Genomic DNA, 22,900 nt, shown 5'->3' with positions numbered 1-22,900 from the left:
ACCCGCCCGGTAAAATTCGCTTCTTCATGAGCACCATCCTCGAACACCTGCCCGCCGGCCAGAAGGTCGGCATCGCGTTTTCCGGCGGCCTGGACACCTCCGCCGCCCTGCACTGGATGCGCAAGAAGGGCGCGATCCCCTACGCCTACACCGCCAACCTCGGCCAGCCCGACGAGCCGGATTACGACGCGATCCCGCGCAAGGCGATGGAGTACGGCGCCGAGAAGGCGCGCCTGGTGGACTGCCGCAAGCAACTCGCCCACGAAGGCATCGCCGCGCTGCAATCGGGCGCCTTCCACATCTCCACCGCGGGCCTGACCTACTTCAACACGACGCCGCTGGGCCGCGCCGTGACGGGCACGATGCTGGTGGCCGCGATGAAGGAGGACGACGTCCACATCTGGGGCGACGGTTCCACCTTCAAGGGCAACGACATCGAGCGCTTCTACCGCTACGGGCTGCTCACGAACCCGTCGCTGAAGATCTACAAGCCCTGGCTGGACCAGCAGTTCATCGACGAACTGGGCGGCCGCGCGGAGATGTCGGCTTTCATGCAGGCCTCGGGCTTCGCCTACAAGATGTCGGCGGAGAAGGCGTATTCGACCGACTCCAACATGCTCGGTGCCACGCACGAGGCGAAGGACCTGGAGCACCTGAACTCCGGCATCAAGATCGTCAACCCGATCATGGGCGTGGCGTTCTGGAAGCCCGAAGTGGACGTGAAGCCCGAGGAAGTGCGCGTGCGCTTCGAGGAAGGCCAGCCGGTCGCGATCAACGGCAAGGCCTTCGCCGACCCGGTCGACCTGATCCTGGAAGCGAACCGCATCGGCGGGCGCCATGGCTTGGGCATGAGCGACCAGATCGAGAACCGCATCATCGAGGCCAAGAGCCGCGGCATCTACGAGGCGCCCGGTCTGGCGCTGCTGTTCATCGCCTACGAGCGCCTGGTGACCGGCATCCACAACGAGGACACGATCGAGCAGTACCGCGACAACGGCCGCAAGCTGGGCCGCCTGCTCTACCAGGGCCGCTGGTTCGACCCGCAGGCCATCATGCTGCGCGAGACGGCGCAGCGCTGGGTGGCGCGCGCGATCACCGGCGAAGTGACGCTGGAGCTGCGCCGCGGCAACGACTACTCGCTGCTGGACACCGCCAGCCCCAACCTCACCTACGCGCCGGAGCGCCTCTCGATGGAGAAGGTGGAGAACGCGCCGTTCTCGCCGAAGGACCGCATCGGCCAGCTGACGATGCGCAACCTGGACATCACCGACACGCGCGACAAGCTCGCCGTGTATTCGAAGGCCGGCCTGCTGTCGTCGGGCGGCGATGCGCCGCTGCCTTCGCTGGGCAACGACAAGAAGTAGGCGTCACGCCTTGCGCGCGACATAGTGGAACCACCACATGTCGTGCGTGTCCGCGCCGTCGGGCACGGGCTGCCCGCGCGCGTTGTCGAACACCATCTCGCACTCGAAGCCGGCCTCGCCCAGCTGCCGCTTCTGGCTGGCGAGCGTGGTGTACATCACCATGATGCCGAAGTCGTGCGCGCCGGCGTTCATCACCGACCAGTCCTCGTGCGTCTCGTTGAAGGCACTGAGGCGCCGATGGTTCATCAGCGAGCGCGGCAAGGCCCGGATCGTCCTCAGGCTGCGCCAGCCCAGCTTGATCGGGTTCCACGTGAACGGGATCTGCACCTGCGGCTGCTCGCCGCGCCCGGGCCCCTCGTGGTTGTGCGCCGAGAACAGGAACAGGCCGCCCGGCGCCAGCACGCGGTGCACTTCCCGCAACACGCGCGCACGGCCTTCGCGATCGATGGAATCGATGCCGTTGAACGAGAAGACGACGAGCGAGAAGCGGCCGTCCTCGAACGCGCCCAGGTCGCGCGCGTCCATCTGCTCGATCCGCACGCCGGGGTGGCGCTTGCGGCAGGCCTGCACCATTTCCGCGGTGTAGTCGATTCCCACATAGTCCCGGCTCACCGGCAGCAGCAGCTGCGTCGTGCGCCCCGCGCCCACGCCGATATCGAGGATCGGGCGGCCTTGCACGCGCTGCGCAACGTAATTCACGGCCGCCCGCTCGCCGGGATCCGTGAATCCCTGCAGGCGTTCGTAGATGCGCACGGTGTCGCGCCGGGCCCAGGTGGGGCGGTTGACCGCGTCGAGATCGGTGCGCGATGCACGCGCGTGCGGATGCGTGTCCATGGCGGACCATGATGCGCCGAGCTCGCTGCGCGTGAGGGCCCGCGCGCGAAATCGCGGCGCGTTCCTACATGCGTGTGGCTGATCCGTTGCCTTTTTCCGCAACCGGATGGCATACTTCAAGGCTTCCATCCACAACGACAGGAGAAAGCCATGCACAAGATTGCCCTCGCCCTCCTGCCGGCTGCCTGACCCCCGCGACCAAGCGCCCGCGCCTGCCCTCCAGGCCCCGTTGATTCGCCGCGTCCTCACGCGGCCGGCTTCATCCCCCAGGTTCCGCGCCCACCGGTGCGGTATCCGTTCGCGCCTCGCGCGGACTTCGAAGCCATGAATCAACGAAGCCATGATCGAAATCGATTTCGAGAAGCTGCGGCCGATCGGCCTCACGCCCCCTGTCGTGAACCGCCTCGCCGCTTTGGAAGAACAGCCCGCCGCGTCCGCCCGCGTGATGCGCGTGACCGAGACTCAGCGCGACGCCTGCACGCTGCATGACGGCGCCGGCGAGCATCGCGCACGCCTGCTGCCGCGTGTGCTGCACGAGCTGCAGTCGCAAGCCGACGTCCTCACCATCGGCGACTGGGTGGTCGCCGAACCCGACGCCGCGGGCGACTGGTGGATCGCGCAGCGCGTCGCACCGGTCACGCAGATCGCCCGGCGCGCGAACGACGGGCGGCGCCAGCCCCTGGCGAGCAACGTCGACACCGCCCTGCTCGTGATGGGCCTGGACGCGGACTTCAATCCGCGCCGCATGGAGCGCTACATCGCGATGGTGCGCGCCTGCGACGTCGTGCCCATCGTCGTGCTCACGAAGGCCGACCTTGCGCCGAACGCGCGCGGGCACATCGCCGAGATGTACCGCCGCCTGCCGGCGACCACGCCCGTGCTCGCGGTCAACGGCTTGACGGCGCAGGCCCGCAAGGAGCTCGGGCCGTGGCTGCACGCCGGACAGACGCTCGTGCTGCTGGGCTCCTCGGGGGCGGGCAAGTCGACGCTGACCAACACCCTGGCCGGCGCGGACCAGCTCACGGGCCGCGTGCGCCACGGCGACGGGCGCGGGTGCCACACCACGACGGCGCGGTCGATGCACCTGTGCGCGCAGGGCGCGTGCATCATCGACACGCCGGGCCTGCGCACCTGGCGGCCCGATGCGGACGAGGAAGCGCTCGCCGCGGCGTTCGAGGACGTGCAGGCACTGGCCGCCCAATGCCAGTTCCGCGACTGCCGGCACGAGAACGAGCCGGGCTGCGCGGTGCGCGCGGGGGTCGATGCCGATCGGCTGCTCAACTACCAGAAGCTGTTGCGCGATGCCCAGCGCGGCGATCGCACGCCGCTGGAGCGCATCGCGCTGGGGCGCAAGTGGCGGGCGATCGGCAAGGCCGGGCGGCAGCGCGCCAGGGACAAGCGCGAGTGGTCAGGCTAGAGCAGCGTTTCGATGTGGACGTCGATGCCGCCGCGCGCGTTCACGCGCAAGTCCGCCGCCGTCACCGGCAGCTTGAACCGGCGCGGGCCGGCGCTGCCCGGGTTCACGAGCAGGAAGCCCGCCGGATGCTGCTCCACGAGCGGCTTGTGCGAATGGCCGCACACGACGACCTGCGTTCCCGGTGGCACGGGGTAGCGCCGCACCGTATGAAAGTCGTGCAGCACGAACAGCTTCACGCCGCCCAGCTCGATCGCCAGGGTATCGCCCAGGTGCCGGGCCCAGTCGGCCGCGTCGTTGTTGCCGCGGATCGCGTGCAGCGGCGCCATCGCAGCCAGTGCATCGAGCACCTCGGGCTTGCCGATGTCGCCCGCATGCACGATCGCATCGCTGCCTGCGAGGAAGCGCAGCGCCTCGGGCCGCATGAGGCCATGCGTGTCCGAGATCAGGCCGATGCGCATGGGCGCACCTACTTGTAGAACGCTTCGACCCGGCCCTTGAGCTTGATCATGAGCGGCTGGCCCTTGCGGTCCAGCGTCTTGCCGGCCGGCACGCGGATCCAGCCTTCGCTGATGCAGTACTCCTCCACGTCGTGGCGCTCGTGGCCATTGAAGAGGATGCCCACCTCGTGCTCGAACACGGCGGGCAGGTGGTGCGGGCTGCGGGGGTCGACCGACAGGCGGTCGGGCAAGGCGGGCTTGTCGCTCGCGGGCGGGGCGCTCGATGTCTCCATGGCCCGCATTGTGCCGCGAGAGCTACTGCTGCGACTGCAGCATGGCGGCCATCTTCTGGTGGATCAGGTTGATGGCCTTGAGCGGCCGGATCATCACCTTGAAGTCCGTCACCTGCCCAGCGTCGTTCCAGCGGATCATGTCCACGCCATTGACGAACACGCCCTCGATCGTCAGCTCGAACTCCAGCACCGCGTCGTGTTCGCCCACGACTTCGCGCACGTAGCGGAAGGTCGGATTGAAGAACACGTGGAAGGCCGCGGCCAGGTACTGGAAGCTCGCCGCCTTGCCCGCCTGTGGCGTGTGGACCACGGGCGAGTGGAAGACGCAATCGTCGGCCAGCAGCTCGTTCAGCCCGCGCGCGTTGCGCGTGCGGACCAGTTCGTGCCAGCGGGCCAGGGCGGGTGGGTTCGGCCGCATCGCTTTCTCCTAGGTTGCGTTTCGCCAGCGTACGACAACTGCCAGGATCATCGCTGTCGCCGCCGTATGCACGAGGACCAGCGCCGGCGAGCCGCCGACGACCGGTGCGGCCAGGTACCCGGACGACAGCACCCCGTTCAGCAACAGGCGCACATACAGCCCGTGCGCGAACATCGGCAGCAGGCACAGGCCCGCCACCCGATACAGCCGACCGCGGCCGGCGAGCCGGCGCCAGGTCAGGACAAGGGGAGGAACGCAGAACAGAAGGACCACGCCCGCGCCGACTGCGGCCGTCCAGGCGCCGCCGGCGTCACCGGCCAGCGCCCGCACGAACGCCGTTTCGTCGCCGCGCCCCATCAGGGCCGTGACGATGCGCGCGAAGGGAAGCGGCGCGTAGATCAATGCGATTCCGGCGGTGGCCCGCGGGAGAGTCTGCGCCGATACGAGCAGCCACACGCCCGACCACATCACGGCATAGCTGAACAGCGGTCCCGCCAATGTGGCCAGTGGCGCGCACCCCGGCATCGCGCACGCATCACAGGTCGACCAGACATTGAAATCGCGAGGGCCGTAGCAGCCGCAGAGAAGCCGGCCAACCTGTATGTGAACCTGCTCGTGGAGTTCGCCGATGAGCAGCGTCAGGAGGAACAGGACGAGGGCGAAGCGCCATCCGATCGGTAGTTTCATGCGTGGTCGGAAGCCGCTCCGCTTGTCAGTCCCATTCGTTTCTCCATGGATCGCTCTCTCTGTCAGGTGAAAGTTTCCATGAACACGATGCTAGCTCCGTGTCCGTCCCGACTGCCTTGTTAGACCGCATCAAGCGCGCCACGCAAGTACCCCCACTATGACAATCCAACCGACCAAGAGCATGGGAGAACTCCACGTTGCCCACCTGCTGTCAGATTTTTCGCATGCCCCGGGAATGGCACCAGTTTCTGCCAGTGCGACGCCACCGACAGCGGCAATTGCCTCACCGGTAAGGTCAGCGGCCTGAGCGCCCCGAACGGCCCCAACCACGAAGAAGTAAACCGCCGACGCAAAAACGATCCATCGAACTGGTGGACCTCCGTGAAACGCGAAGAACAGACAAAGAGAGGCGGCCAGGCCAAGCACTATTCCGAACAAGGTGGCCAGAGCCCCGTACACCATGCGATCCTAAATGGAGAGCGGCTTCTCCATGCGGTCTAATGTTGGAGTTGACCGGTGCACAAGGTCCCGAAGCGCGGCTTGCCGCGCGGACGCACTTGCGCGTCCGCGTCGAACAACCTGTCAGGCAGCACCATCACTTGGCTTCTCAGTCTAGAAACGTCCACGTGTCCGCTCCGTCGAAACGACGAATGCGCACGGACTCGAGAAGTTTCGGCTCGAAATTATTGAGGTTGACGCCGTGCCTTGCGCCGGGTTGCGGTGGCAGCGGCTCCCAATGCGTGACGACGCCGCACGTCTTGCAGCGGATCGTACGGAGGGTTCTGTCTCCCTGGATGTACTCGACGGTCTGGTCAGGATGACCTTCCACCGAGACCGTGCCGAACTCGAAGTACGCCCATACTGTCCCGAGGCGACGACAGAGCGAGCAGTTGCAGCGTGTGGCCGTCTCGGGCATGAAGGGCAGTGTCAGCCTGACTGCGCCACAGTGACAAGAACCCTGAAGGGAAATTGATGACTGGTGTTGCATGGCGATCGACCTCTCAACGGTGTCTTGTGCGGCCTAACGAAGACCGGCGGCCGACAGGAGCGATTGAAGGGAGCATACGAGTCAGGCGTCCGTGTCGATCGACATGTTGGAGGCCAGCACGCGCCGCCCCTACGACAGGGCGACCAACACCAACGCTGCCGCAGCGGGAAGAGCTTGAACAAACAAGATCTTTCGGCTGGCCGTGGCTGCTCCAAAAATGCCCGCGACGACTACGCAACACAGGAAGAACACTTTGACGCCAGTGCCGCTAGCCCCCAGGGCCAGGCCCCAGACTAGACCTGCAGCCAAAAAACCGTTGTACAGGCCCTGATTGGCTGCGAGAACCTTGGACGCCTTGGCGGCTTCCAGCGTCTGCCCAAAGGCTCTTAAGCCTGTCGGTTTGTCCCACAAGAACATTTCCAGCACGAGGAAGTACAGATGGAGCAGCGCGACCGCCGCGATAAGGATGTTTGCTGCTATGGACAAGGCATCTCTCCTCGATTCTGACTTCTAACGATGGAAGGGTTAGGTCGCATTCTTGCCCAGCACCCAACCCACCGACAACACATAGCGACTGCCACCAACGACCCGCGTGACACTGTGTTCACAGGCATCCGGCCTGAACAGCTTGATGCGCTTGGTGGAGAACAGCGGCTTGGCACAAACGAACTCGCCGCCCGATTCGGGCGACTTGAGGATGATGTTGAGCCTGTAGTGACGCCCGACTTGCACTGGATCCGTGTGCGGAGGAATCTCCGACCCTTCCGGATACCGAATGAGGTAGCTATCGAATGGCAGCGGCCAACGTGCCGTGAGCAAGAGCATCTTGTCGTAGCCAGTGCCTTGGCGGCCCCTCTGCCAGCGAAATGCTGATGCAGCATAGGTTCGCAGCGACTCAGCGATGCGCATGTTGCGGCCTAACGTAGAAATGACCGGCGACCAAGCATAGAAGCGCGCTTTGCGCGCGGACGCCCTTGGGCGGGAACTTGCTTCGGTTTAGTTGACACTGGACGCCCCCTGCGTTTGGCTCTCGTAGGCCGCTGGCGGCAAGTATCGCAGCGATGAATGCAGCCGTCGATGGTTGTAGAACCGGATGTAGCTGTCTAGCGCGCTACGTAGCTGCGGCTCCGTCTCGAACTTCTTGCCATAGAGCTCTTCGCACTTCATCGAGTGGAAGAACGATTCCATGTGTGCGTTGTCGTTCATCCGGCCGGGCCGGTTCATGCTTTGCACCATGCCCAGCTCGCTCAGTTGCTTGCGGAACTCGAAGTTGGCGAACTCGATGCCGCGGTCGCTGTGGAACACTACCCCAGGGCTAACGCAGCGGCTCCAGGCTGATTGCACGAGAGCCTCTCGCGTCAGCGCCGCATCGCGCCGCGGGCCCAGGCTCCAGCCGACAATTCTTCGGGTGTGCTTGTCCATCACGGCTGCCATGTAGCGCCATTGGCCAGCGACCTTCAAATACGTCACGTCGCCGACCCAGACCTGGTCCTGGCGCTGCGTGGTCGCCGACTCGGGCAGGTACGGCACCCCGGCGTAAAAGGCCCGCTGAAGCACCTTGGAATGGCGGTACAGGCGAGCGCTTCGGCCCTGCAGGCCGGCCTCGCGCATCAGCCTGGCGACGCGGCGCTTGCCCACGCTGCGGCCGTCCAGGCGCAGTTGCCCCACCACCCGTGGACTGCCATAGAACCCGCGGCTGTCCGCGTGAATCTGGCAGACGCGCTCCCTCAACGCCTGATCGTCCTGGGCTCGCCGGCTAGGCTGCCGTTTGCGCCACGCATAGAAGCCCGAGCGGGTGACCCCGTGCAACTCGCACATCACTTGGACCGGAAAGGCTTGCCGGTTTGCCTCGATGAAGGCGAAGACTTCATCTTTCGTTCGGAGGCAAACCGGATAGCTTTTTTTAGCAGATCGTGCTCCATCTGAAGGCGCTTGAACTGCCTTTCCACATCGCGCAGCCGTTGCAGTTCCGCGGTCTCCTGAGGTGCGAGCGGCGGTGGATCTCCCTTCAGCTCGCCGTCCCTGACCTGCTTGCGCCACTTGGAGAGCATGAAAGGATGAATGCACAGCGACTCCGCCACATCCTTGACCAGCACCCCCGGCTGCGAACTCAATTGGACTGCCTTGAGCTTGAACTCCAGGCTGTACTGCTTGATCTTTGCTGGCCCTATTCTCTTTGCCATTGACCACTCTCTCCGTTAGGTAAGAGTGTCAACGAAAGCGAGGCAAGCTCCGCGTCCGCGTCGATTGCCTTGTTAGAGGTCACCAGCGCTGCTCTCCGAAATTGGCGTTGACATGACCGCTCCCGCAAGCACGCGCGACTTGAATACGAAGAAGAGCGCGAGCACAACCTCAAACGCCGCCTCCGCCAATTGAAGTTTGGTTTCGGGGGGCAGGGACGCGAAGGTCCAGCGAGTGTCCACGAACAGGAGGGCACTGAATATCAGCCATACGAGGGTGGGCAAGGATTTGGCGAGCAACCACAGGCCTAGAAGACCCACGCCAGCGCGAGCGAGGTCCAAGCCAGGAACCTGCAAAGTATTTGTATGACTCGTACGAGGCACCAGTTTGTGCGCGACTGTCATCGGAAACAACCACAGTAGCACGGCCACTACGACGTAGATAGATCCGACGACGTAGACGGCGACCTTGGTGTTTCCTCCCAGGAGTTCTTGACCAGCGAGTGCGGTAGGAATCGCGGTGAAATACGCAATGCTGGATAGAACAAGCCAGATTGCGAAGAGGCGCACTCCGGTGCCAATGATTTGTTGTGGTGTCATGTGAGCTCTAACGTGATATAGCCCGCAGCACTGCGGCATAACAACTCTGACGAGTCATGTCGATTTCCTCCATTTGTTTTCTAAGTGGTTGTTTTATATCAGTGCCTTGTGCATTCGACACGTGCGCGCCTCCCCCTAAATTGACGACGTAAGCGGCAGTCGTGCGGGATAACAACGCCGTTTGCGGCACAACAACTCACGCAAGTGCTCGTGCCGGTTGAAGTTTCGCCTTTTCTGGGCGAATAACAAAACGCCAAAACCCGCAAGAGCACGCCTCAGGCGAGGCGGCCACGTCCAAGGTAATCCAGCACCGGCCGCAGTGCATCGATCTCCGGAGCAGGCCGGGCCACGTCGGCGGGCGACGACCACGGGTAATCCAGTCGCCGCGGCCACGCGAGCACCGCCTCGCCCTGCCCCGGTGCAAGCACCTGCATGACTTCGATGGTGATGACGAGGCAGCTGGCCAGGTGGGGCGGCTTCGCCTGGAACGCCCAGTCGTAGCGCCCGCAACCGACGCGCACGTTCCGGCTGTCCTTCTCGGTCATGCCGACCAGCCAGTCGCAGGAAAAACGTACCGCTTCCTCCCGCGGACTGTCCATGTAGAAGGAGTAGATGTTCTCGTGGGCCTGGTTGAAGCGCCGCACCATCACCTCGCCGATCGACTCGCGTCCATGGATCGCGGTGGGGAATGAAATGGTGGATGTCTTGTTGACGGTCTCCAGTTCAGCATCCTCGGCGAACACGTCGCGCAGCAGGTGCGGCCGGTTCTCGTCCTTCGCGTGGAAGTAGCCGCGCAGGATGCTTCGGGGATCCATCGCGGCGTTATACAGCTGCGCCTAGTCGAACGCCAGCGTGTAGATCAGGTCCAGCGCCTGCCGCTCGCCGGCCTGCGCGCGCACGGTGAGCTTGCGCGTGACGTCGTAGAAGATGAAGAGCGTGCCGACGGCGCCCGAGAGGCCCCGCTCGTACGCGGCATAGAACTTGCGCCCGAAGCGCTTGCCCAGGGTGAGCGACGGCCCCTCGCTGCCTTCGCGGCGGAACGAGAGTTCGTCCAGGCCGAGCGTCGCCGCGATGCCGCCGCCCTTGCCGACACCGGTGCGGCTGGCGAGCAGCGCCAGTGCGGCCTGCTGCACGAGCGCGGATTCGGCGCCGGTCGCGGGCGCGGCGCGGCCCGTCACCAGCCACGCGAGCTTCTCGGCATCGGGCAGGTCCGGCTCGGAGTACAGGCGCACGAAAGGGTTGAGTGCGGTGCCCGAGATCAGCACGCCCACGCGCTGCGTGATGTTCGGGCGGATCGCGAGCACGTCCAGCGCCGGGTTCTCCACCGGGCCGGTGAAGCGGACCAGGCCGCGCTCGATCTCCAGGTGCTGCCCATAGGCGCGGTATTCGCCGCCGCGCGTGCGGATCGTGCCGACGATGCGCGGCTGGGCGACCGACTGGCCCGACAGCGCGAGCGTGCCGCGCAGGTGCGTGTCGATGCCGACGCCTTGCACCCGGAAATCGTCGCCCAGGTCGATGTCGACGGCCACCTGCAGCTTGTCGACCTGTGCCTTGCCCGCGTCCTCCGCGGCCTTGGCCTGCTTGGTCGTCACCGGTGCGGCCGCATTGCGCACGACGACGTCGTCGCCGAGCTTGGGCACGCCTTCGTCGGGCAGCACGATCAGCGCCTGGTCGATCTGCAGGCTGCCGTTCACGACGGTGCCGCTCGCGTCGCGCTTCGCGTCGATCCTGCCCGAGAGCGTCAGTTGCCGGTCCGAGCGGATGCTCGCGCGCAGCCTGGCGATGTCCGCCGTCATGCTCGCCTGCGGTCCCGACGATGTCCAGGCGCCCTCGCCCCTGGCGCTCACGGTGCCCCCGTTCTCGCCCGGCCCGTGCAGGATGAATTCGTCGAGCAGCACGCGCCGCCCCGCGAGCCGCGCCCGCAAGCGCCCGCCCTGCATCTCGATGCCATCGACCACCGAGCGCATCGCCAGGTCGTCGGCCGCGAGCGTGCCGTTCAATTGCGGATCGGCCTTCGTGCCCGCGACGTTCACGTCGGCCACCAGCGAGCCGCGCAGGCGCCAGCCCGGTGGCGCCAGCAGCGACCACACCCCGATGCGAGGCAGCTTGGCATGCACCGAGCCATTGATCGGCGCGTTGTCGGCCCATTGCCAGCCCGCCGATCCACCGCGACTCAGGCGGGTCGCGATGCGGCCGTCGGCGCTGCCGCCTTGTTCGCTGTCCCAGCGCAGCGTCGCCGTCACCGCTTCACCGCTGCTCTCGATCGCAAGCCGCGCCTCGCGCACGCCGGCCGGCACGCGCACGCTGTGGCCCTGCCCGCTTTCGGCGAGCACCATCACGTCGCCGCGGCTGCGCGCGACCGACGCGCGGATGCGCGGCGAGGCGCCGAGCTGCGCGTCCCATTGGGCGTCGAACACCATGTCGCCGCTCACGGCCGAGCCCGCGAACTGCGCGCCGCCCACCAGCTCGATCCAGGCGAGCGGCAGGCCGGTCAGGCGACCGGACGTGCGCAGCTCGCCGCCACCCCAGCGCACCTGCTCCCAGGCGAGTTGTGCCGGTGCATCGTTCGCGCGCGGGGACTTCAGCAATGCGGACCCCGCGCCCGCCTCGAAGCGGCTGCCGGACCAGCGCCAGTCGAAGGCGCGCTGCAGCGCGAGTGTCCACGCGTCCTTGCCGAGCGATGGGTCGCTGACGCTGGCGCCCAGGGACACGAGCTGGCCTTGCCACACCGCGCCCTTGCGACCGCCGCGGCCCGCGACGTCGAGCACGGCCTTGCGCTGCTCCTGCTCGGCCCGCGCGTGCACCTGCAGCTGCGCGTCGGCGAGACGCCCGTTCAGCGTCGCGCTCGCCTCACGGATCGTCCACGGCGGCGCGCCTTTCACGGTGAGCAACGGCGCATCCACACGCGCCTGCACCGCCGGGTCGCGCCAGCCGCCTTGCCACGCGACCTGGGCGTCCATGCGTCCGCCGGTCACGGTCTCGCCGAGATTGCGCGGCACACCGGGCCAGCGTGCGATCCACTTCACGGCTTGCGCGACATCGGTCGCCCGCAAGTCCAGTTTGCCCGCGCCGCTGCGCTCGGCGATCTTTCCGTCCACGCGCAACCGCAGGCCCGGTGCATCGACCGACGCGCGGCCGCTGCCGCGCCTAGCCTGCGGCTGTGCCTCGATCGAGGCCTGCACGCTCGCATCGCTCATGCGCACGTCGAGCGTGGGCAGCGAGAGCGTGCCTTCGTGCCAGCGGCCTTTCGCCTTCGCCGAGCGCAGTTCGAGCGCGGCGACGGCCGATTTCGGCGGCGCGCCGGAGCTCTTCACGTCGACGTCGAAATCGACCGCACCGCCCTTGCCGTCGACGCGCACTGCACCGCCCAGCGGCAAGGCGGCGAAGCTCGTGTGGATGGCCGCCGGATCCACATGCGCGAGCCGGGTCTGAAGCGTCCACGCGTCGGGGCCGCGCATCTCGCCGGTGGCGTCCACCGTGCCGCCCGCGGCACGCGCGTGCAGCTCGCGCACGATGGCCGCGCCGCCGCCGCGCCATTCACCGGTTGCGACGACGTGCTCGACAGGCAACTGCCGCTTGTCCCACGGACCGGGCGTGGCATTGGTCACGTCAAGGCTGATCGCCCACGCCTGGGCGCCCGTGGGCTTCAACTGCACCTGGCCATCGAGCCTCGTGTGCGGCGCCTGCGGCACGAGCGCGCCCACGTCGAGCTGGTGGAACCGGGCCTGCGCCTGCGGCACGGGCTGCGCTTCCCACGGCTTCAGTTGCGCCGTGGCGGTGGCGCTCGCGCCCGCGGTCGGCGAAGCGGGCGTGCCTTGCAGTTCGGCGCGCGCCTGCATGTCGGTGATCTTGCCGTTCAGCGTCGCGGTGAACGTGAGCGGCGCGCTGGTGTTCGGGGCAGGCAAGGGCGCCGCGAACCGGCCCTGCAATTTCGCTTCCACCGGCAAGGGACCGCCCGCGCCCAGCGAGGCCTCGCCCGAGTAGGTGCCTTGCAGCCACGTCACGCTTTCGAGCTTCACGATGTGCTTCAGGCTGTCGAAGATGTAGCTGCCCGCGAGCTGTGAAAACTGGATGTCCTGCGTGGCCGTCACCCATTGCACCTGGCCCAGGCGCAGGTCGCCGACTTCCACGCGCATCGGCAGCGTGAGCGACGTGGGCACGACGCTCGGCTTGGGCGGCCGGCGGTCCTCGATGCGCAGGCGTGCCGCGTGCAGGTGGTCGATGCGGATCGTGTCGCGGGCGATCGCCAGCGGCTCCCAGGCGAAGTCGGCGTCGAAGGCCTCGATCTTCAGGCCCTCGTGCTCCCACAGGAGGTGCTGCGCTTTCAGGCCCGAACGCAGCGACCCCTGCACGCCTTCCGCGCGCATGGATTGCGACTTCGCCACCTCCGCCAAGGCCCAGTCGAGGGAGTGCTGCGTGCCGGCCCAGAACCACAGCCCGACGGCCGCGAGCACGAGGACGAGTCCGACCGCCGCGATCGCGATGCCGGCGATCTTGAGCACGCGCGCCACGGGCCGGGCCATCAGAACGTCCATCCGATGTTGAAATGCAGCCGCATCTTCTTGGGCTTGAAGCCATAGGCCAGGTCGACCTCGATCGGCCCCAGCGGGCTCTTGTAGCGCGCGCCCACCCCCGCACCGTAGACCGGCTTGAGGTTGGACACGCGGTCGGCCACCGCGCCGGCATCGACGAACACGGCACTCTCGAAGTTCGTCTCGACACCCGCCCACTTCACCGGACGTTGCCATTCGACGCTGCCGACCGTCTCGTAGCGGCCCGGGGAGACCACGCCGTTGCGGTCCACGCCGATGTCCCGGTAGCCGTAGCCGCGCACCGTGGTGTCGCCGCCCGTGCGGAACAGCTGTTGCGAAGGGACTCGCGCCTGGCTGCCGGCGAACACGGCGCCGGCTTCGGCACGCAGCTGCAACCGGCCCTCCTGCAGCGGCTGGATCCCCAGCCAGCGCACCACGGAGCGCTCGAAGGGACTCTTGGTGCCCGAGAGCGTGAAGCCGCCGCCGACCTCCAAGCCCAGGCCGAAGCCGCGGTTCGGATAAGGCGTGCGGTCGAAATAGCGGCCGGTCCACACGTAGTTGACGCTCAGCGCCTCGCCGTCGCCGATATCGGGGATCGAGGCGGTCACCACGCCCGGCGAGGCCTGCACGCGCGCGCGGTCGTACTGCATGTACACGTTGCGCTCGATGTGCGAGCCGAGCCAGGTGCGGCCGACACGCAGCTTCTGGTCGTGCGTGAGCAGCGTGCCATCGTCCACGCGTTCGGCGCGCGCCAGCACGCCCCAGCGCCAGCCGTCCTCCTCGGGGATCGCCGTCCATTCGGTCTGAATGAACGGCGACTTGCGTTCGGCCTGCAGTTTCGTCACCGCCTGCCAGCCGATGCCCGGCACCCGGTTGTTGCGGTATTCGAGCGACAGGCGCGGCCCGCTGTCGGTGGAGATGCCGGGGCCGAACACGACGCGATGCAGCGGCGCCTCGCGCACGGTCACGTCGACCGGCGCCGCGTCCGGATCGCTCTTCGGGTCGACGTAGATGAAGGCCGTGTCGAAATACCCGCTGCCCGCCAGCCGCAGCTGCGCCTGCACGATCTCGTCCTGATCGTAGATGCTGCCGGGACGCAGGCGCGCCAGCCGCGGGATCAGCACGGGGTCGTAGCGCTGGATGCCGTTGACATGCATGGCGCCCAGGCGGAACAGCGGGCCCGAATCGAGCTTGAGCCCCAGGTTCACGGCCGCCGATTGCGCATCGACGTCCGCCAGCGAATAGCTGATGCGCCCCGCCGGGTAGCGCCGCTGGATCAACTGGCGCGTCGCGTGCGTCTTGGCGCCGTTCCAGGATTCCTGCGTGAAGCGATGGCCGCGCGGCAGGCGCCACCCCTCCGTGATCTCCGTGCGCTGCGCGGAATCGGCCGGGTCGCTGCCTTCGGCGATCGCGCCCTCGAAGTCGATCTTCACGTCGTCCACCTGTGCCGGCCGGCCCGGGTCGACCTCCACCACGATCACCGGCTTGCCGCCCTCGCCCTGTTCGCGCCGCACCGAGATCTTCGGGTCGAAGTAACCCTGGGTCGCCACCAGTTCGCGCACATTGCGTTCGGCCGCCGTGATCAGCCGCGCGAGCTCCGCGTCGTCGAGGTCGCTGACTTCGCGGTAGCGGCGCAGTTCCATGTCACGCGACAGGACGTCCCTGATCGGTTTGGGCGCGCGGATGTCGATGTTGAAGGACGGCCCGGCGCCTTCCTGGGCGAGTGCAGCCGCCAGGAGCGATAACGAGAGCAGGATAAAGGCGAGGAGCGAACGCATGAGCTGTGCGGGCCGCAACTTCAGACTATCGCCGAGGTGCGAGCTCAGCGGAGTAGGAGAAGGTCGCGGACACTGATGAGCGCGGGCCCCCGGACGCAAGCACACCGCGCGAACGATCAAACGCCAACGACCCCGGCCTGCGCCGGGGTGACAAGCTAGACGACGACGGGCTCGGGCTCGAGCCGAATCCCGAAGCGTTCGTACACGCTCGTCTGGATGGCGCGGGCCAAGGTCACCACTTCGCCCCCGGTGGCACCGCCACGGTTCACCAGCACCAGGGCCTGCTTCTCGTACACGCCGGCATTGCCCACGGACTTGCCTTTCCAGCCGCAGGCGTCGATCAACCAGCCGGCGGCCAGTTTCACGGTGCCGTCGGGCATCGGGTAGTGCACGATGTTCGGCTCGCGGGCGATGATGTCCTGGCACTGCTCGGGCGTGACCGTGGGGTTCTTGAAGAAGCTGCCGGCATTGCCGATCACGCGCGGGTCGGGCAGCTTGTTGCTGCGGATCGCGCAGATCCAGTCGTAGATCTGCCGCGGCGTCGGGTCCGTGATGCCGGTCTCGTGCATCTTGCGCTCGAGATCCAGGTAGCCCAGTACCGGCTTCCAGGGCTTGGGCAGGCGAAAGCGCACGCGCAGGATCAGCGCCCGGCCGGCCAGGCCGAAGCCGCCGTCCTTCGCCGGCACGTGCTTGAACACCGAATCGCGGTAGCGGAAGGCGCATTGCTCGGCCGTCAGCGTGAACATCTGGCCGGTCTGCAGGTCGATCGCATCGAGCGATTCGAAGCGGTCCTGCAACTCGACCCCGTAGGCGCCGACGTTCTGCACCGGCGATGCGCCCACGGTGCCGGGGATCAGCGCGAGGTTCTCCAGGCCGGGAAAGCCCTGCTCCAGCGTCCAGGTGACGAATTCGTGCCAGTTCTCGCCGGCGCCCGCCTCGATGATCGTTGCCCTGGCGTCGTCGGACACGACGCGCCGTCCCATCGCCTCGACTTTCAGCACCAGCGGCCGCACGTCGCCCGTCAGGACGATGTTGCTGCCGCCGCCCAGGACGAACTTGGGCTCGTGCGCCCATTGCGGGTCGGCAAGCAGCGCCTGCACGTCGGCTTCGGAGCGCACCCGCACCAGCGCACGCGCCTTGGCGACGATGCCGAAGCTGTTGTGCGATTGCAGGGGAACGTTGTGCTCCACGATCATGGGACAATTGTCGCATCAGGAAAATGCACGTTACGGGGGAGCCATGCCGTCATTCGACACTGTCTGCGAGCCCAACATGGTCGAGGTTCGCAATGCCGTGGACAACGCGGCGAAAGAGATCGCCACGCGCTTCGACTTCAAGGGAACGTCAGCGGGCATCGAGCTGAAGGAAAAGGAGATCACCCTCTTCGGCGACGCCGACTTCCAGCTGAACCAGGTGATGGACATCCTGGTGGCCAAGATGGCCAAGCGCAACGTGGACGTGCGCTTCCTCGACAAGGGCGAGGTGCAGAAGGTCGGGGGCGACAAGGTGAAGCAGCCGCTCAAGGTGCGCAGCGGCATCGAGTCGGACCTGGCGAAGAAGATCCAGAAGCTCGTGAAGGACAGCAAGCTGAAGGTGCAGCCGCAGATCCAGGGCGACGCGGTGCGCATCCAGGGCGCCAAGCGCGACGACCTGCAGGCCGCGATGGCGTTGATCCGCAAGGAAGTGACGGACGTTCCGCTGACGTTCAACAATTTCCGCGACTGATGAAATATTTCGCAGCCCTCGTGGCCGTCCTTGCCGCGACCGGCGCGGGGGCGCAGTCGGTCGCCCTGCAAGGCATGCTGGGCAAGAAGGCCTTGCTGATCGTCGACGGCGCGCCGCCCAGGACGGTGGCACCGGGCGAGACGTACAAGGGCGTGAAGGTGCTTTCCACGTCGGGCGACCTGGCCGTGATCGAGGTCGCGGGCCGGCGCGAGACCCTGCGCGTGGGCGAATCGCCGGCCAGCGTGGGGGCGGGCGGAACAGCGCCGGGCGGCGGCAGCCGCATCGTCCTGCAGGCCGGCGCGGGCGGGCACTTCATCACGGAAGGCCGCATCAACAATCAGCAGGTCCGCTTCATGGTGGACACCGGCGCCACGGCGGTCGGCATACCGGAGCAGGAGGCCAGGCGCCTCGGGCTGGCCTACAAGGAAGGCCAGCTGGGGATGGCCAACACCGCCAACGGCACCGTGACGATGTGGCTGGTCAAGCTCGCGGCGGTGCGCATCGGCGACGTGGAGGTGCGCGACGTCGAGGCCTCGGTGGTGCCGGGCAACATGCCCTACATCCTGCTGGGCAACAGCTTTCTCAACCGCTTCCAGATGAAGCGCGAGAACGAACAGATGGTGCTGGAGCGCAGGTACTGATGTCGGGGGCGCTGGCGCCGCTGCGGTTTCCCGTCTTTCGCATGCTGTGGGCCACCTGGCTCGCGGCGAACACGACGATGTGGATGAACGACGTGGCCGCCGCCTGGCTGATGACGTCGATCGCGCCCTCGCCGCTGTGGGTGGCGCTGGTGCAGTCCGCGTCGACGCTGCCGGTCTTCCTGCTCGGCCTGCCCAGCGGCGCCTTCGCCGACATCCTCGATCGCCGCCGCTATTTCATGTGGACCCAGTTCTGGGTCGCGGGCATCGCGGTGGTCACCGCCTCCATCGTGTTCCTGGGCTGGATGGTGGCGCCGCTGCTGCTGGTCTTGACCTTCGCCAACGGCGTGGGCCTGGCGATGCGCTGGCCGGTGTTCGCGGCGATCGTGCCGGAGCTCGTGCCGCGCGCGCAGCTGCCGGCGGCCCTAGCGCTCAACGGCGTGGCGATGAACTCGTCGCGCATCATCGGCCCGCTGGTCGCCGGCGCGCTGATCGCGAGTGCCGGCAGCGCCTGGGTGTTCCTGCTCAATGCGGTGCTGTCGGTGGGCGCGGGCTTCATCGTCATGCGCTGGCGGCGCGAGCACCGCGAAAGCCCGCTCGGCCGCGAACGCCTGAAAAGCGCGATGCGCGTCGGCCTGCAATACGTGTGGCAGTCGGGCCGCATCCGCGCGATCCTCCTGCGCGTCGCCCTCTTCTTCCTGCACTCGACGGCGCTGCTCGCCTTGCTGCCGCTGGTCGCGCGCAGCCTGCCCGGCGGCGCGGCGGGCACCTTCACCGTGCTGCTCGCCGCGATGGGCGCGGGCGCCGTCACCGGCGCGCTGCAGATGCAGATGGTGCGCCGCTTCGTGCAACTGCAGCCGCTGATCTTCGCCGGCACCGCCTTGCAGGCAGCCGCGGCCGTCGTGGTCGCCTTCGCGCCCAACATCTACGTCGCCGTGCCCGGCATGTTCATCGCCGGGGCCGCCTGGCTGGCGGTCGCCAACTCGCTCACGGTCGCCGCGCAGATGGCGCTGCCCGACTGGGTGCGCGCGCGCGGCATGGCGATCTACCAGATGGCACTGATGGGTGCGACGGCAACCGGGGCGGCGCTGTGGGGCCAGGTGGCGACCTGGACCAGCATCCAGGACGCATTGCTGATCGCCGCGGTGGCGAGCGTGTCGCTGATGGCGATCGCGCAGCGCCTGGTGATCGACCGCGGCATCGAGGAAGACCTCACGCCTTCCAACGCGATCAAGGCGCCGCATGCCGAAGCGCCGCCGCGCACCGGCCGCATCCTCGTCACGGTGGAATACCGCATCGACCCCCAGCGCCTGGACGAGTTCATGCGGGTGATGCAGGACAGCCGGCGCAGCCGCATGAGCCAGGGCGCGCTCGACTGGCAGGTGGTGCGCGACCTCTACGACGAGGGCCGCGTGGTCGAGCACATCACCGACGAATCATGGACGGAGCACCTGCGGCGTTTCGACCGCGTCACAGCCTCGGATGTGGCGCTGCGCGATCGCAAACTGGCGTTCCACGTCGGCGAGTCGCCGCCGGTGGTGACGCGCTACCTCATCGAGAAGTGACGAGATCGGCGTACTCCGGGCGCTTGCGCACGAAGCCCTGGACGTAGCTGCAGGTCGTGACCACTTTCAGGCCGCGCGATCGGGCATCGTCCAGCGCGAAGGCCGCGATCTTCCCGGCCAGGCCCTGACCTTCGAATCCGGGCTGCACCACGGTGTGCTCCAGGTCGATCGTGCCGGAACCCAGCATGTGGTACACGATCTCCGCGGCCTTGCGGCCGCCGATGGCCAGCTCGTAGCGGTGTCGTTCGGGATGGTTGGCGATCAGCATCCTGGAATCATAGAAGAGCTGCGCCCAGCCGCGCCATGCCCTCGTCCCAGGCGCGCGCCATCACGGCCAGTGCCTCGTTGGCGTCGAACAGCTTGCCGGTCGCGGCCGTGCGCGCGCCCTTGAGGATCAACGACTTGTTGGCCGAGGAGATTTCGCGAAAGCGCGCGGCGGGCTCCTCGATGCCGAGCCATCGCAGGTGCGCCGCCGCCAGTTCGAAGGCCGCGCCGGCCTGGCGTATCGTCGCGAAGGCCCACGCGTGGTACTGCGCGAGGCCCGCTTCGCGCATGGCAGGCAGCTCCTGCGCCAGCCGTTGGCCGAAGGCGCCGAAGGGATTGCGCCGGGGCCGCCATTCGTAGTGGTTGCGCAATAGGCGCAGCGCACGATCCTTCAAGTCGCGGTCGCTGCGCTGCACGCATCGCTCGATCCGCACGAGTTCCGCGAACAGCGGCATCGGCCCCGCGCGAAAAAGCTCCTCCCAGTCTTCCCCTTCCAGCTCGAAGTAGCCCGCGTTGTGGAAGTACCCGAGCCGGCGCGCCTCGGTGTCGATGGTGTTGACCAGGATGGTGGTCTTGGTGTGCTGGCTGCGGTAATCGGTGCCGGCCGTATCGGGCAGCCAGAACGAGTCCGCTTCCGTGCTCACGAGCTTGCCGGCGGCGAGGTGCTCGAGCACGTGGTCGGCCAGGGGCCGCCACACCGTCATCTCCTGCACGTCGACGCCATACAGCTCGCGCAGCTCGGCATGCGGCGGCTTGAAGAAGGTCCACTGGTCGCCTTCGAAATCGACCGCCACCGTGTGCCCGAGCATCGCCAGCGGATCGAGCTTCAGGGCGTGCAGCAGTTCGATCCACAAGTCGGCATAGCAGTTCTTCTCGGGCCAGTCGCTGCCCTCGCCATGCAGCGCGTGGCGCGCGTCCCTGCGCGCGTCCAGGCCTTCGATCACGCACAGGCGCGTCATGGCCACAACTGACGGCGCACGTCGTTCGACCACTCGCGGGTGTCCAGGCCATGCGTGTTGAGCAAGGCCAGCGCCACGCGCTCGAGCCCGAATCCCAGGCATGCGGTCTGCGCCGTCGCGCCGTCCGCCGAGCGGATGCCGAACTTGCCGCTGAAATGCTCCTGGTGCCAGTTGAACGAGCACACCGCCGTCGGCTGCTCCTGCGAGATCACCGGCACGAGGATCTCGAACTTCAGGCGCTGCTCGACCTGCTGGGCGGCCATCATCTTGCCCGTGCGGCCGAAGAACGGGTCGGCGGCGACATCGCTGGTCGCCTCCAGACCGAGGCGCCGCAGCAGCTCCAGCCCGCGCTGCAACCAGCCATCGCGCCACGCGACCACTTCGTCCTGCGCGCCGAGGCGGATGAATTCGCGCATGCGGAACGACTGCAGGCGGGTCGGTTCGTCGGAAGGCTCATGGCGGAAGACCCAGCCCATCACCGTCACGAGCCGGCCGCCCCCGGGCAGCAGGCCGCTGAAGTTCGGGTACACCGGGTAGCATGCCGCGGGTGCAAGCATCACGTCGGTGGGCGCGAGCATGCCTTCCCAGCGCTCGCCCTCGCGCGCGCGCCGCGCGATTTCGCGCGCCTCGCCCTGTCCACCGAGGAAGCTGTGCACCGATCCCGCGAGCTGCGGGAAGTTGTCGAGGTAGCCGAGCTTCTCGATCAAGCTGCGCGGCACCACCGGCGGGAACTGCAGCGGCTGCGCACCGTCGTCCTTCGTTTCGCGCATCACCAGGTCGTCGAAGCGCTGCACGATGTCCTCGAAGGCCGTGCCGCGTCCCCACACGCCTTTCACGCCGGAAGGCATCACGTAGCCGTGCTCCACCAGGCCGCGGTGGAAATCGTCGATGGCGTAACGCATCAGGGCAGGTCCTTCGATACCAGCAGCATCGACGCACTCCTGGCGTTGATGCGGTCGTTGGAGATCATGATCGATGCCGACAGCACGTCGCGGTAGTGGCGCCCGAGGCTGAACGGGCTGTCGTTCTTGTAGCCCAGGATGCCGACGATCTGCAGCGCGCGATGCACGATGCGCGGGGCCGCTTCCGAGCACGACACCTTCAGGTTGTTCAGGCGCAGCGCCCAGGGCATGCCCATCAAGGGTTCGCGCTCGTCGGCCAGCGCGTCGAACGCGTGCGCGGCAGCCCACCAGGTCTGCTTCATCGCCTGCAGGTCGGCCCACAGCTCGGCAAGCCTGGGCGCCGTCGGCGGCACCGAGCCCGGAGCCTGGCGCGCCTGGCCGCGCACGAAGGCCGCGGCACGCGCGACCGCGTCCGCCGCGATGCCCCACCACAGCGAGGACCACAGGATGTGCGAGTACGGCACCATGGTCTGCGCACTGCTGTCGGCGAACGCACCGGGGATGATCTGGCGCTCGTCGCCGCCCGCCTCGAGCCGGAAGCCCGGGCTGCAGGTGCCGCGCATCCCCAAGGTGTCCCAGCTCGTGGTCTGCCTGAGCGTGCAGTCGCCCTGCCGGACCATCACCAGCACCTGGTCACCGCGCGCGGCTTCGCTGTCGCGCCGGCAGGTGACGAGGATGGCGTCGGCGTGCTCGCAGTACGAGCCGGTGGTGGCGTCCTTGTTCAGCACGAAGCGCCCACCGTGCCGTTCGACGGCACAGATGCTCGAGCGCGTGTCGCCGAAGGTGCCGACCTCCGAGGTCATGGACGCGAGCAGCCATTGCTCGCGCACCATGGCGCGCGTCCAGTCGCGGAAGAAGTCGCTGCGCAGTCCGTGCCGCGCGATGCAGGCCAGCTGGCTGTAGTGCATGGCCAGCACCATCGCGCTCGAACCGCAAGCCTGCGCGAGTGTGGAGCACAGTTGCGCGAGCTCGCCCATGCTGCAGCCCGCGCCGCCCAGCTCGGGCGGCACGCAGGCGGACAGCACGCCGCTGCCCCGCAGCGCATCGATCGTTTCCCGGGGGAAGCGCGCCTTGGCATCGACGTCGGCCGCGTTCGGGGCCGCGATTTCCAGCGCGATTCGTTTGACCGAGCCCAACAATGACTGGAAGTCCTGCACGGATTTCGAAACAGCTGCATCCATGGCGCGGATTGTTGCCTCATCGGCTGCGCGCGGTGTTGCCCTGCCGTGTCAGACAACGCCGCGAGACGTCGAGAGTGCCAGCGTGAGCGGTTCCGCACGAGATGGAATTTGGGTACAAACCCAGCATATCGGAGCAGC

General features: G+C 67.4%; 24 protein-coding genes. 5 read left to right on the top strand and 19 right to left on the bottom strand.

Annotation, left to right across the window (positions count from 1 at the left end; all coding sequences use genetic code 11):
* Positions 1–26: 26 nt before the first annotated feature.
* A complete protein-coding gene (gene argG / locus AC3EF3_RS03700) occupies positions 27–1,364 on the top strand; it encodes an argininosuccinate synthase (RefSeq protein WP_488530805.1) in 1,338 nt (445 codons plus the stop codon).
* 3 nt (positions 1,365–1,367) lie between these two features.
* On the opposite strand, the gene AC3EF3_RS03695 is transcribed toward argG, so the two are convergent.
* Positions 1,368–2,198, bottom strand: a complete 831-nt coding sequence (locus tag AC3EF3_RS03695; protein ID WP_488530804.1) for a class I SAM-dependent methyltransferase — start codon at positions 2,196–2,198, stop codon at positions 1,368–1,370.
* A gap of 340 nt (positions 2,199–2,538) precedes the next feature.
* Between AC3EF3_RS03695 and rsgA the strand changes: the two genes are divergently transcribed.
* The gene (rsgA, locus tag AC3EF3_RS03690; RefSeq protein WP_488530803.1) at positions 2,539–3,615 is read left to right on the top strand and encodes a ribosome small subunit-dependent GTPase A; all 1,077 of its coding nucleotides are present in this window, start codon (positions 2,539–2,541) and stop codon (positions 3,613–3,615) included.
* On the opposite strand, the gene AC3EF3_RS03685 is transcribed toward rsgA, so the two are convergent.
* From AC3EF3_RS03685 to murB, 14 genes are all read right to left on the bottom strand, one after another.
* A complete protein-coding gene (locus AC3EF3_RS03685; protein WP_488530802.1) occupies positions 3,612–4,073 on the bottom strand; it encodes a metallophosphoesterase family protein in 462 nt (153 codons plus the stop codon). The genes rsgA and AC3EF3_RS03685 overlap by 4 nt on opposite strands.
* A gap of 8 nt (positions 4,074–4,081) precedes the next feature.
* Positions 4,082–4,345, bottom strand: a complete 264-nt coding sequence (locus AC3EF3_RS03680) for a DUF3297 family protein (RefSeq protein ID WP_488530801.1) — start codon at positions 4,343–4,345, stop codon at positions 4,082–4,084.
* 22 nt (positions 4,346–4,367) lie between these two features.
* Positions 4,368–4,763, bottom strand: a complete 396-nt coding sequence (locus AC3EF3_RS03675; protein ID WP_488530800.1) for a nuclear transport factor 2 family protein — start codon at positions 4,761–4,763, stop codon at positions 4,368–4,370.
* A gap of 9 nt (positions 4,764–4,772) precedes the next feature.
* On the bottom strand, positions 4,773–5,450 hold the full coding sequence (locus tag AC3EF3_RS03670; RefSeq protein WP_488530799.1) for a hypothetical protein: 678 nt from the start codon (positions 5,448–5,450) through the stop codon (positions 4,773–4,775).
* A 607-nt stretch (positions 5,451–6,057) separates the two neighbouring features.
* Positions 6,058–6,438 (bottom strand): GFA family protein, encoded by a 381-nt coding sequence (locus tag AC3EF3_RS03665; RefSeq protein ID WP_488530798.1) that lies wholly within the window; start codon positions 6,436–6,438, stop codon positions 6,058–6,060.
* A gap of 129 nt (positions 6,439–6,567) precedes the next feature.
* Positions 6,568–6,924, bottom strand: a complete 357-nt coding sequence (locus AC3EF3_RS03660) for a DUF1304 domain-containing protein (RefSeq protein ID WP_488530797.1) — start codon at positions 6,922–6,924, stop codon at positions 6,568–6,570.
* A gap of 39 nt (positions 6,925–6,963) precedes the next feature.
* Positions 6,964–7,347 carry a 2OG-Fe(II) oxygenase family protein gene (locus AC3EF3_RS03655; RefSeq protein WP_488530796.1) on the bottom strand — a complete coding sequence of 128 codons (384 nt, stop codon included), beginning with the start codon at positions 7,345–7,347 and terminating at the stop codon, positions 6,964–6,966.
* A gap of 87 nt (positions 7,348–7,434) precedes the next feature.
* Positions 7,435–8,292: an IS3 family transposase gene (locus AC3EF3_RS03650; RefSeq protein WP_488533722.1), complete on the bottom strand. Its 858-nt coding sequence runs from the start codon at positions 8,290–8,292 to the stop codon at positions 7,435–7,437.
* Complete coding sequence (locus AC3EF3_RS03645; protein WP_488530630.1) at positions 8,256–8,621, bottom strand: transposase; 366 nt, start codon at positions 8,619–8,621, stop codon at positions 8,256–8,258. Before AC3EF3_RS03645 ends, AC3EF3_RS03650 begins: the two co-directional genes overlap by 37 nt.
* A 72-nt stretch (positions 8,622–8,693) precedes the next feature.
* The gene (locus AC3EF3_RS03640) at positions 8,694–9,218 is read right to left on the bottom strand and encodes a hypothetical protein (RefSeq protein WP_488530795.1); all 525 of its coding nucleotides are present in this window, start codon (positions 9,216–9,218) and stop codon (positions 8,694–8,696) included.
* Between the two features lie 275 nt (positions 9,219–9,493).
* Positions 9,494–10,033, bottom strand: a complete 540-nt coding sequence (locus tag AC3EF3_RS03635; protein WP_488530794.1) for a hypothetical protein — start codon at positions 10,031–10,033, stop codon at positions 9,494–9,496.
* A 21-nt stretch (positions 10,034–10,054) separates the two neighbouring features.
* Complete coding sequence (locus AC3EF3_RS03630) at positions 10,055–13,741, bottom strand: translocation/assembly module TamB domain-containing protein (protein WP_488530793.1); 3,687 nt, start codon at positions 13,739–13,741, stop codon at positions 10,055–10,057.
* Positions 13,741–15,528 (bottom strand): autotransporter assembly complex protein TamA, encoded by a 1,788-nt coding sequence (locus AC3EF3_RS03625; protein WP_488530792.1) that lies wholly within the window; start codon positions 15,526–15,528, stop codon positions 13,741–13,743. The genes AC3EF3_RS03630 and AC3EF3_RS03625 overlap by 1 nt, the downstream gene beginning before the upstream one ends.
* Positions 15,529–15,683: 155 nt before the next feature.
* The gene (gene murB / locus AC3EF3_RS03620; RefSeq protein ID WP_488530791.1) at positions 15,684–16,724 is read right to left on the bottom strand and encodes a UDP-N-acetylmuramate dehydrogenase; all 1,041 of its coding nucleotides are present in this window, start codon (positions 16,722–16,724) and stop codon (positions 15,684–15,686) included.
* Positions 16,725–16,767: 43 nt separating this feature from the next.
* On the opposite strand from murB, the gene AC3EF3_RS03615 reads away from it, so the two are divergent.
* Genes AC3EF3_RS03615 through AC3EF3_RS03605 form a run of 3 tightly spaced genes read left to right on the top strand, consistent with a single transcriptional unit; the run spans position 16,768 to position 19,456 of the window.
* A complete protein-coding gene (locus AC3EF3_RS03615; RefSeq protein WP_488530790.1) occupies positions 16,768–17,253 on the top strand; it encodes a YajQ family cyclic di-GMP-binding protein in 486 nt (161 codons plus the stop codon).
* Positions 17,253–17,894: a retropepsin-like aspartic protease family protein gene (locus AC3EF3_RS03610; protein ID WP_488530789.1), complete on the top strand. Its 642-nt coding sequence runs from the start codon at positions 17,253–17,255 to the stop codon at positions 17,892–17,894. Before AC3EF3_RS03615 ends, AC3EF3_RS03610 begins: the two co-directional genes overlap by 1 nt.
* On the top strand, positions 17,894–19,456 hold the full coding sequence (locus AC3EF3_RS03605) for an MFS transporter (RefSeq protein ID WP_488530788.1): 1,563 nt from the start codon (positions 17,894–17,896) through the stop codon (positions 19,454–19,456). Before AC3EF3_RS03610 ends, AC3EF3_RS03605 begins: the two co-directional genes overlap by 1 nt.
* On the opposite strand, the gene AC3EF3_RS03600 is transcribed toward AC3EF3_RS03605, so the two are convergent.
* From AC3EF3_RS03600 to AC3EF3_RS03585, 4 genes are read right to left on the bottom strand one after another with little or no spacing between them, the layout of a single operon-like run.
* Positions 19,443–19,724, bottom strand: coding sequence for a GNAT family N-acetyltransferase (locus tag AC3EF3_RS03600; RefSeq protein WP_488530787.1), 282 nt, complete (start codon positions 19,722–19,724; stop codon positions 19,443–19,445). The genes AC3EF3_RS03605 and AC3EF3_RS03600 overlap by 14 nt on opposite strands.
* Positions 19,725–19,731: 7 nt before the next feature.
* Positions 19,732–20,679: a DUF1839 family protein gene (locus tag AC3EF3_RS03595; RefSeq protein WP_488530786.1), complete on the bottom strand. Its 948-nt coding sequence runs from the start codon at positions 20,677–20,679 to the stop codon at positions 19,732–19,734.
* Positions 20,676–21,581, bottom strand: coding sequence for an amino acid--[acyl-carrier-protein] ligase (locus AC3EF3_RS03590; RefSeq protein WP_488530785.1), 906 nt, complete (start codon positions 21,579–21,581; stop codon positions 20,676–20,678). The genes AC3EF3_RS03595 and AC3EF3_RS03590 overlap by 4 nt, the downstream gene beginning before the upstream one ends.
* The gene (locus tag AC3EF3_RS03585; protein ID WP_488530784.1) at positions 21,581–22,762 is read right to left on the bottom strand and encodes an acyl-CoA dehydrogenase family protein; all 1,182 of its coding nucleotides are present in this window, start codon (positions 22,760–22,762) and stop codon (positions 21,581–21,583) included. The genes AC3EF3_RS03590 and AC3EF3_RS03585 overlap by 1 nt, the downstream gene beginning before the upstream one ends.
* Positions 22,763–22,900 lie beyond the last annotated feature (138 nt).

The organism is Ramlibacter sp. GS1-15 (genome assembly GCF_057785015.1).
This window is presented reverse-complemented; position numbering and strand designations above follow the sequence as displayed.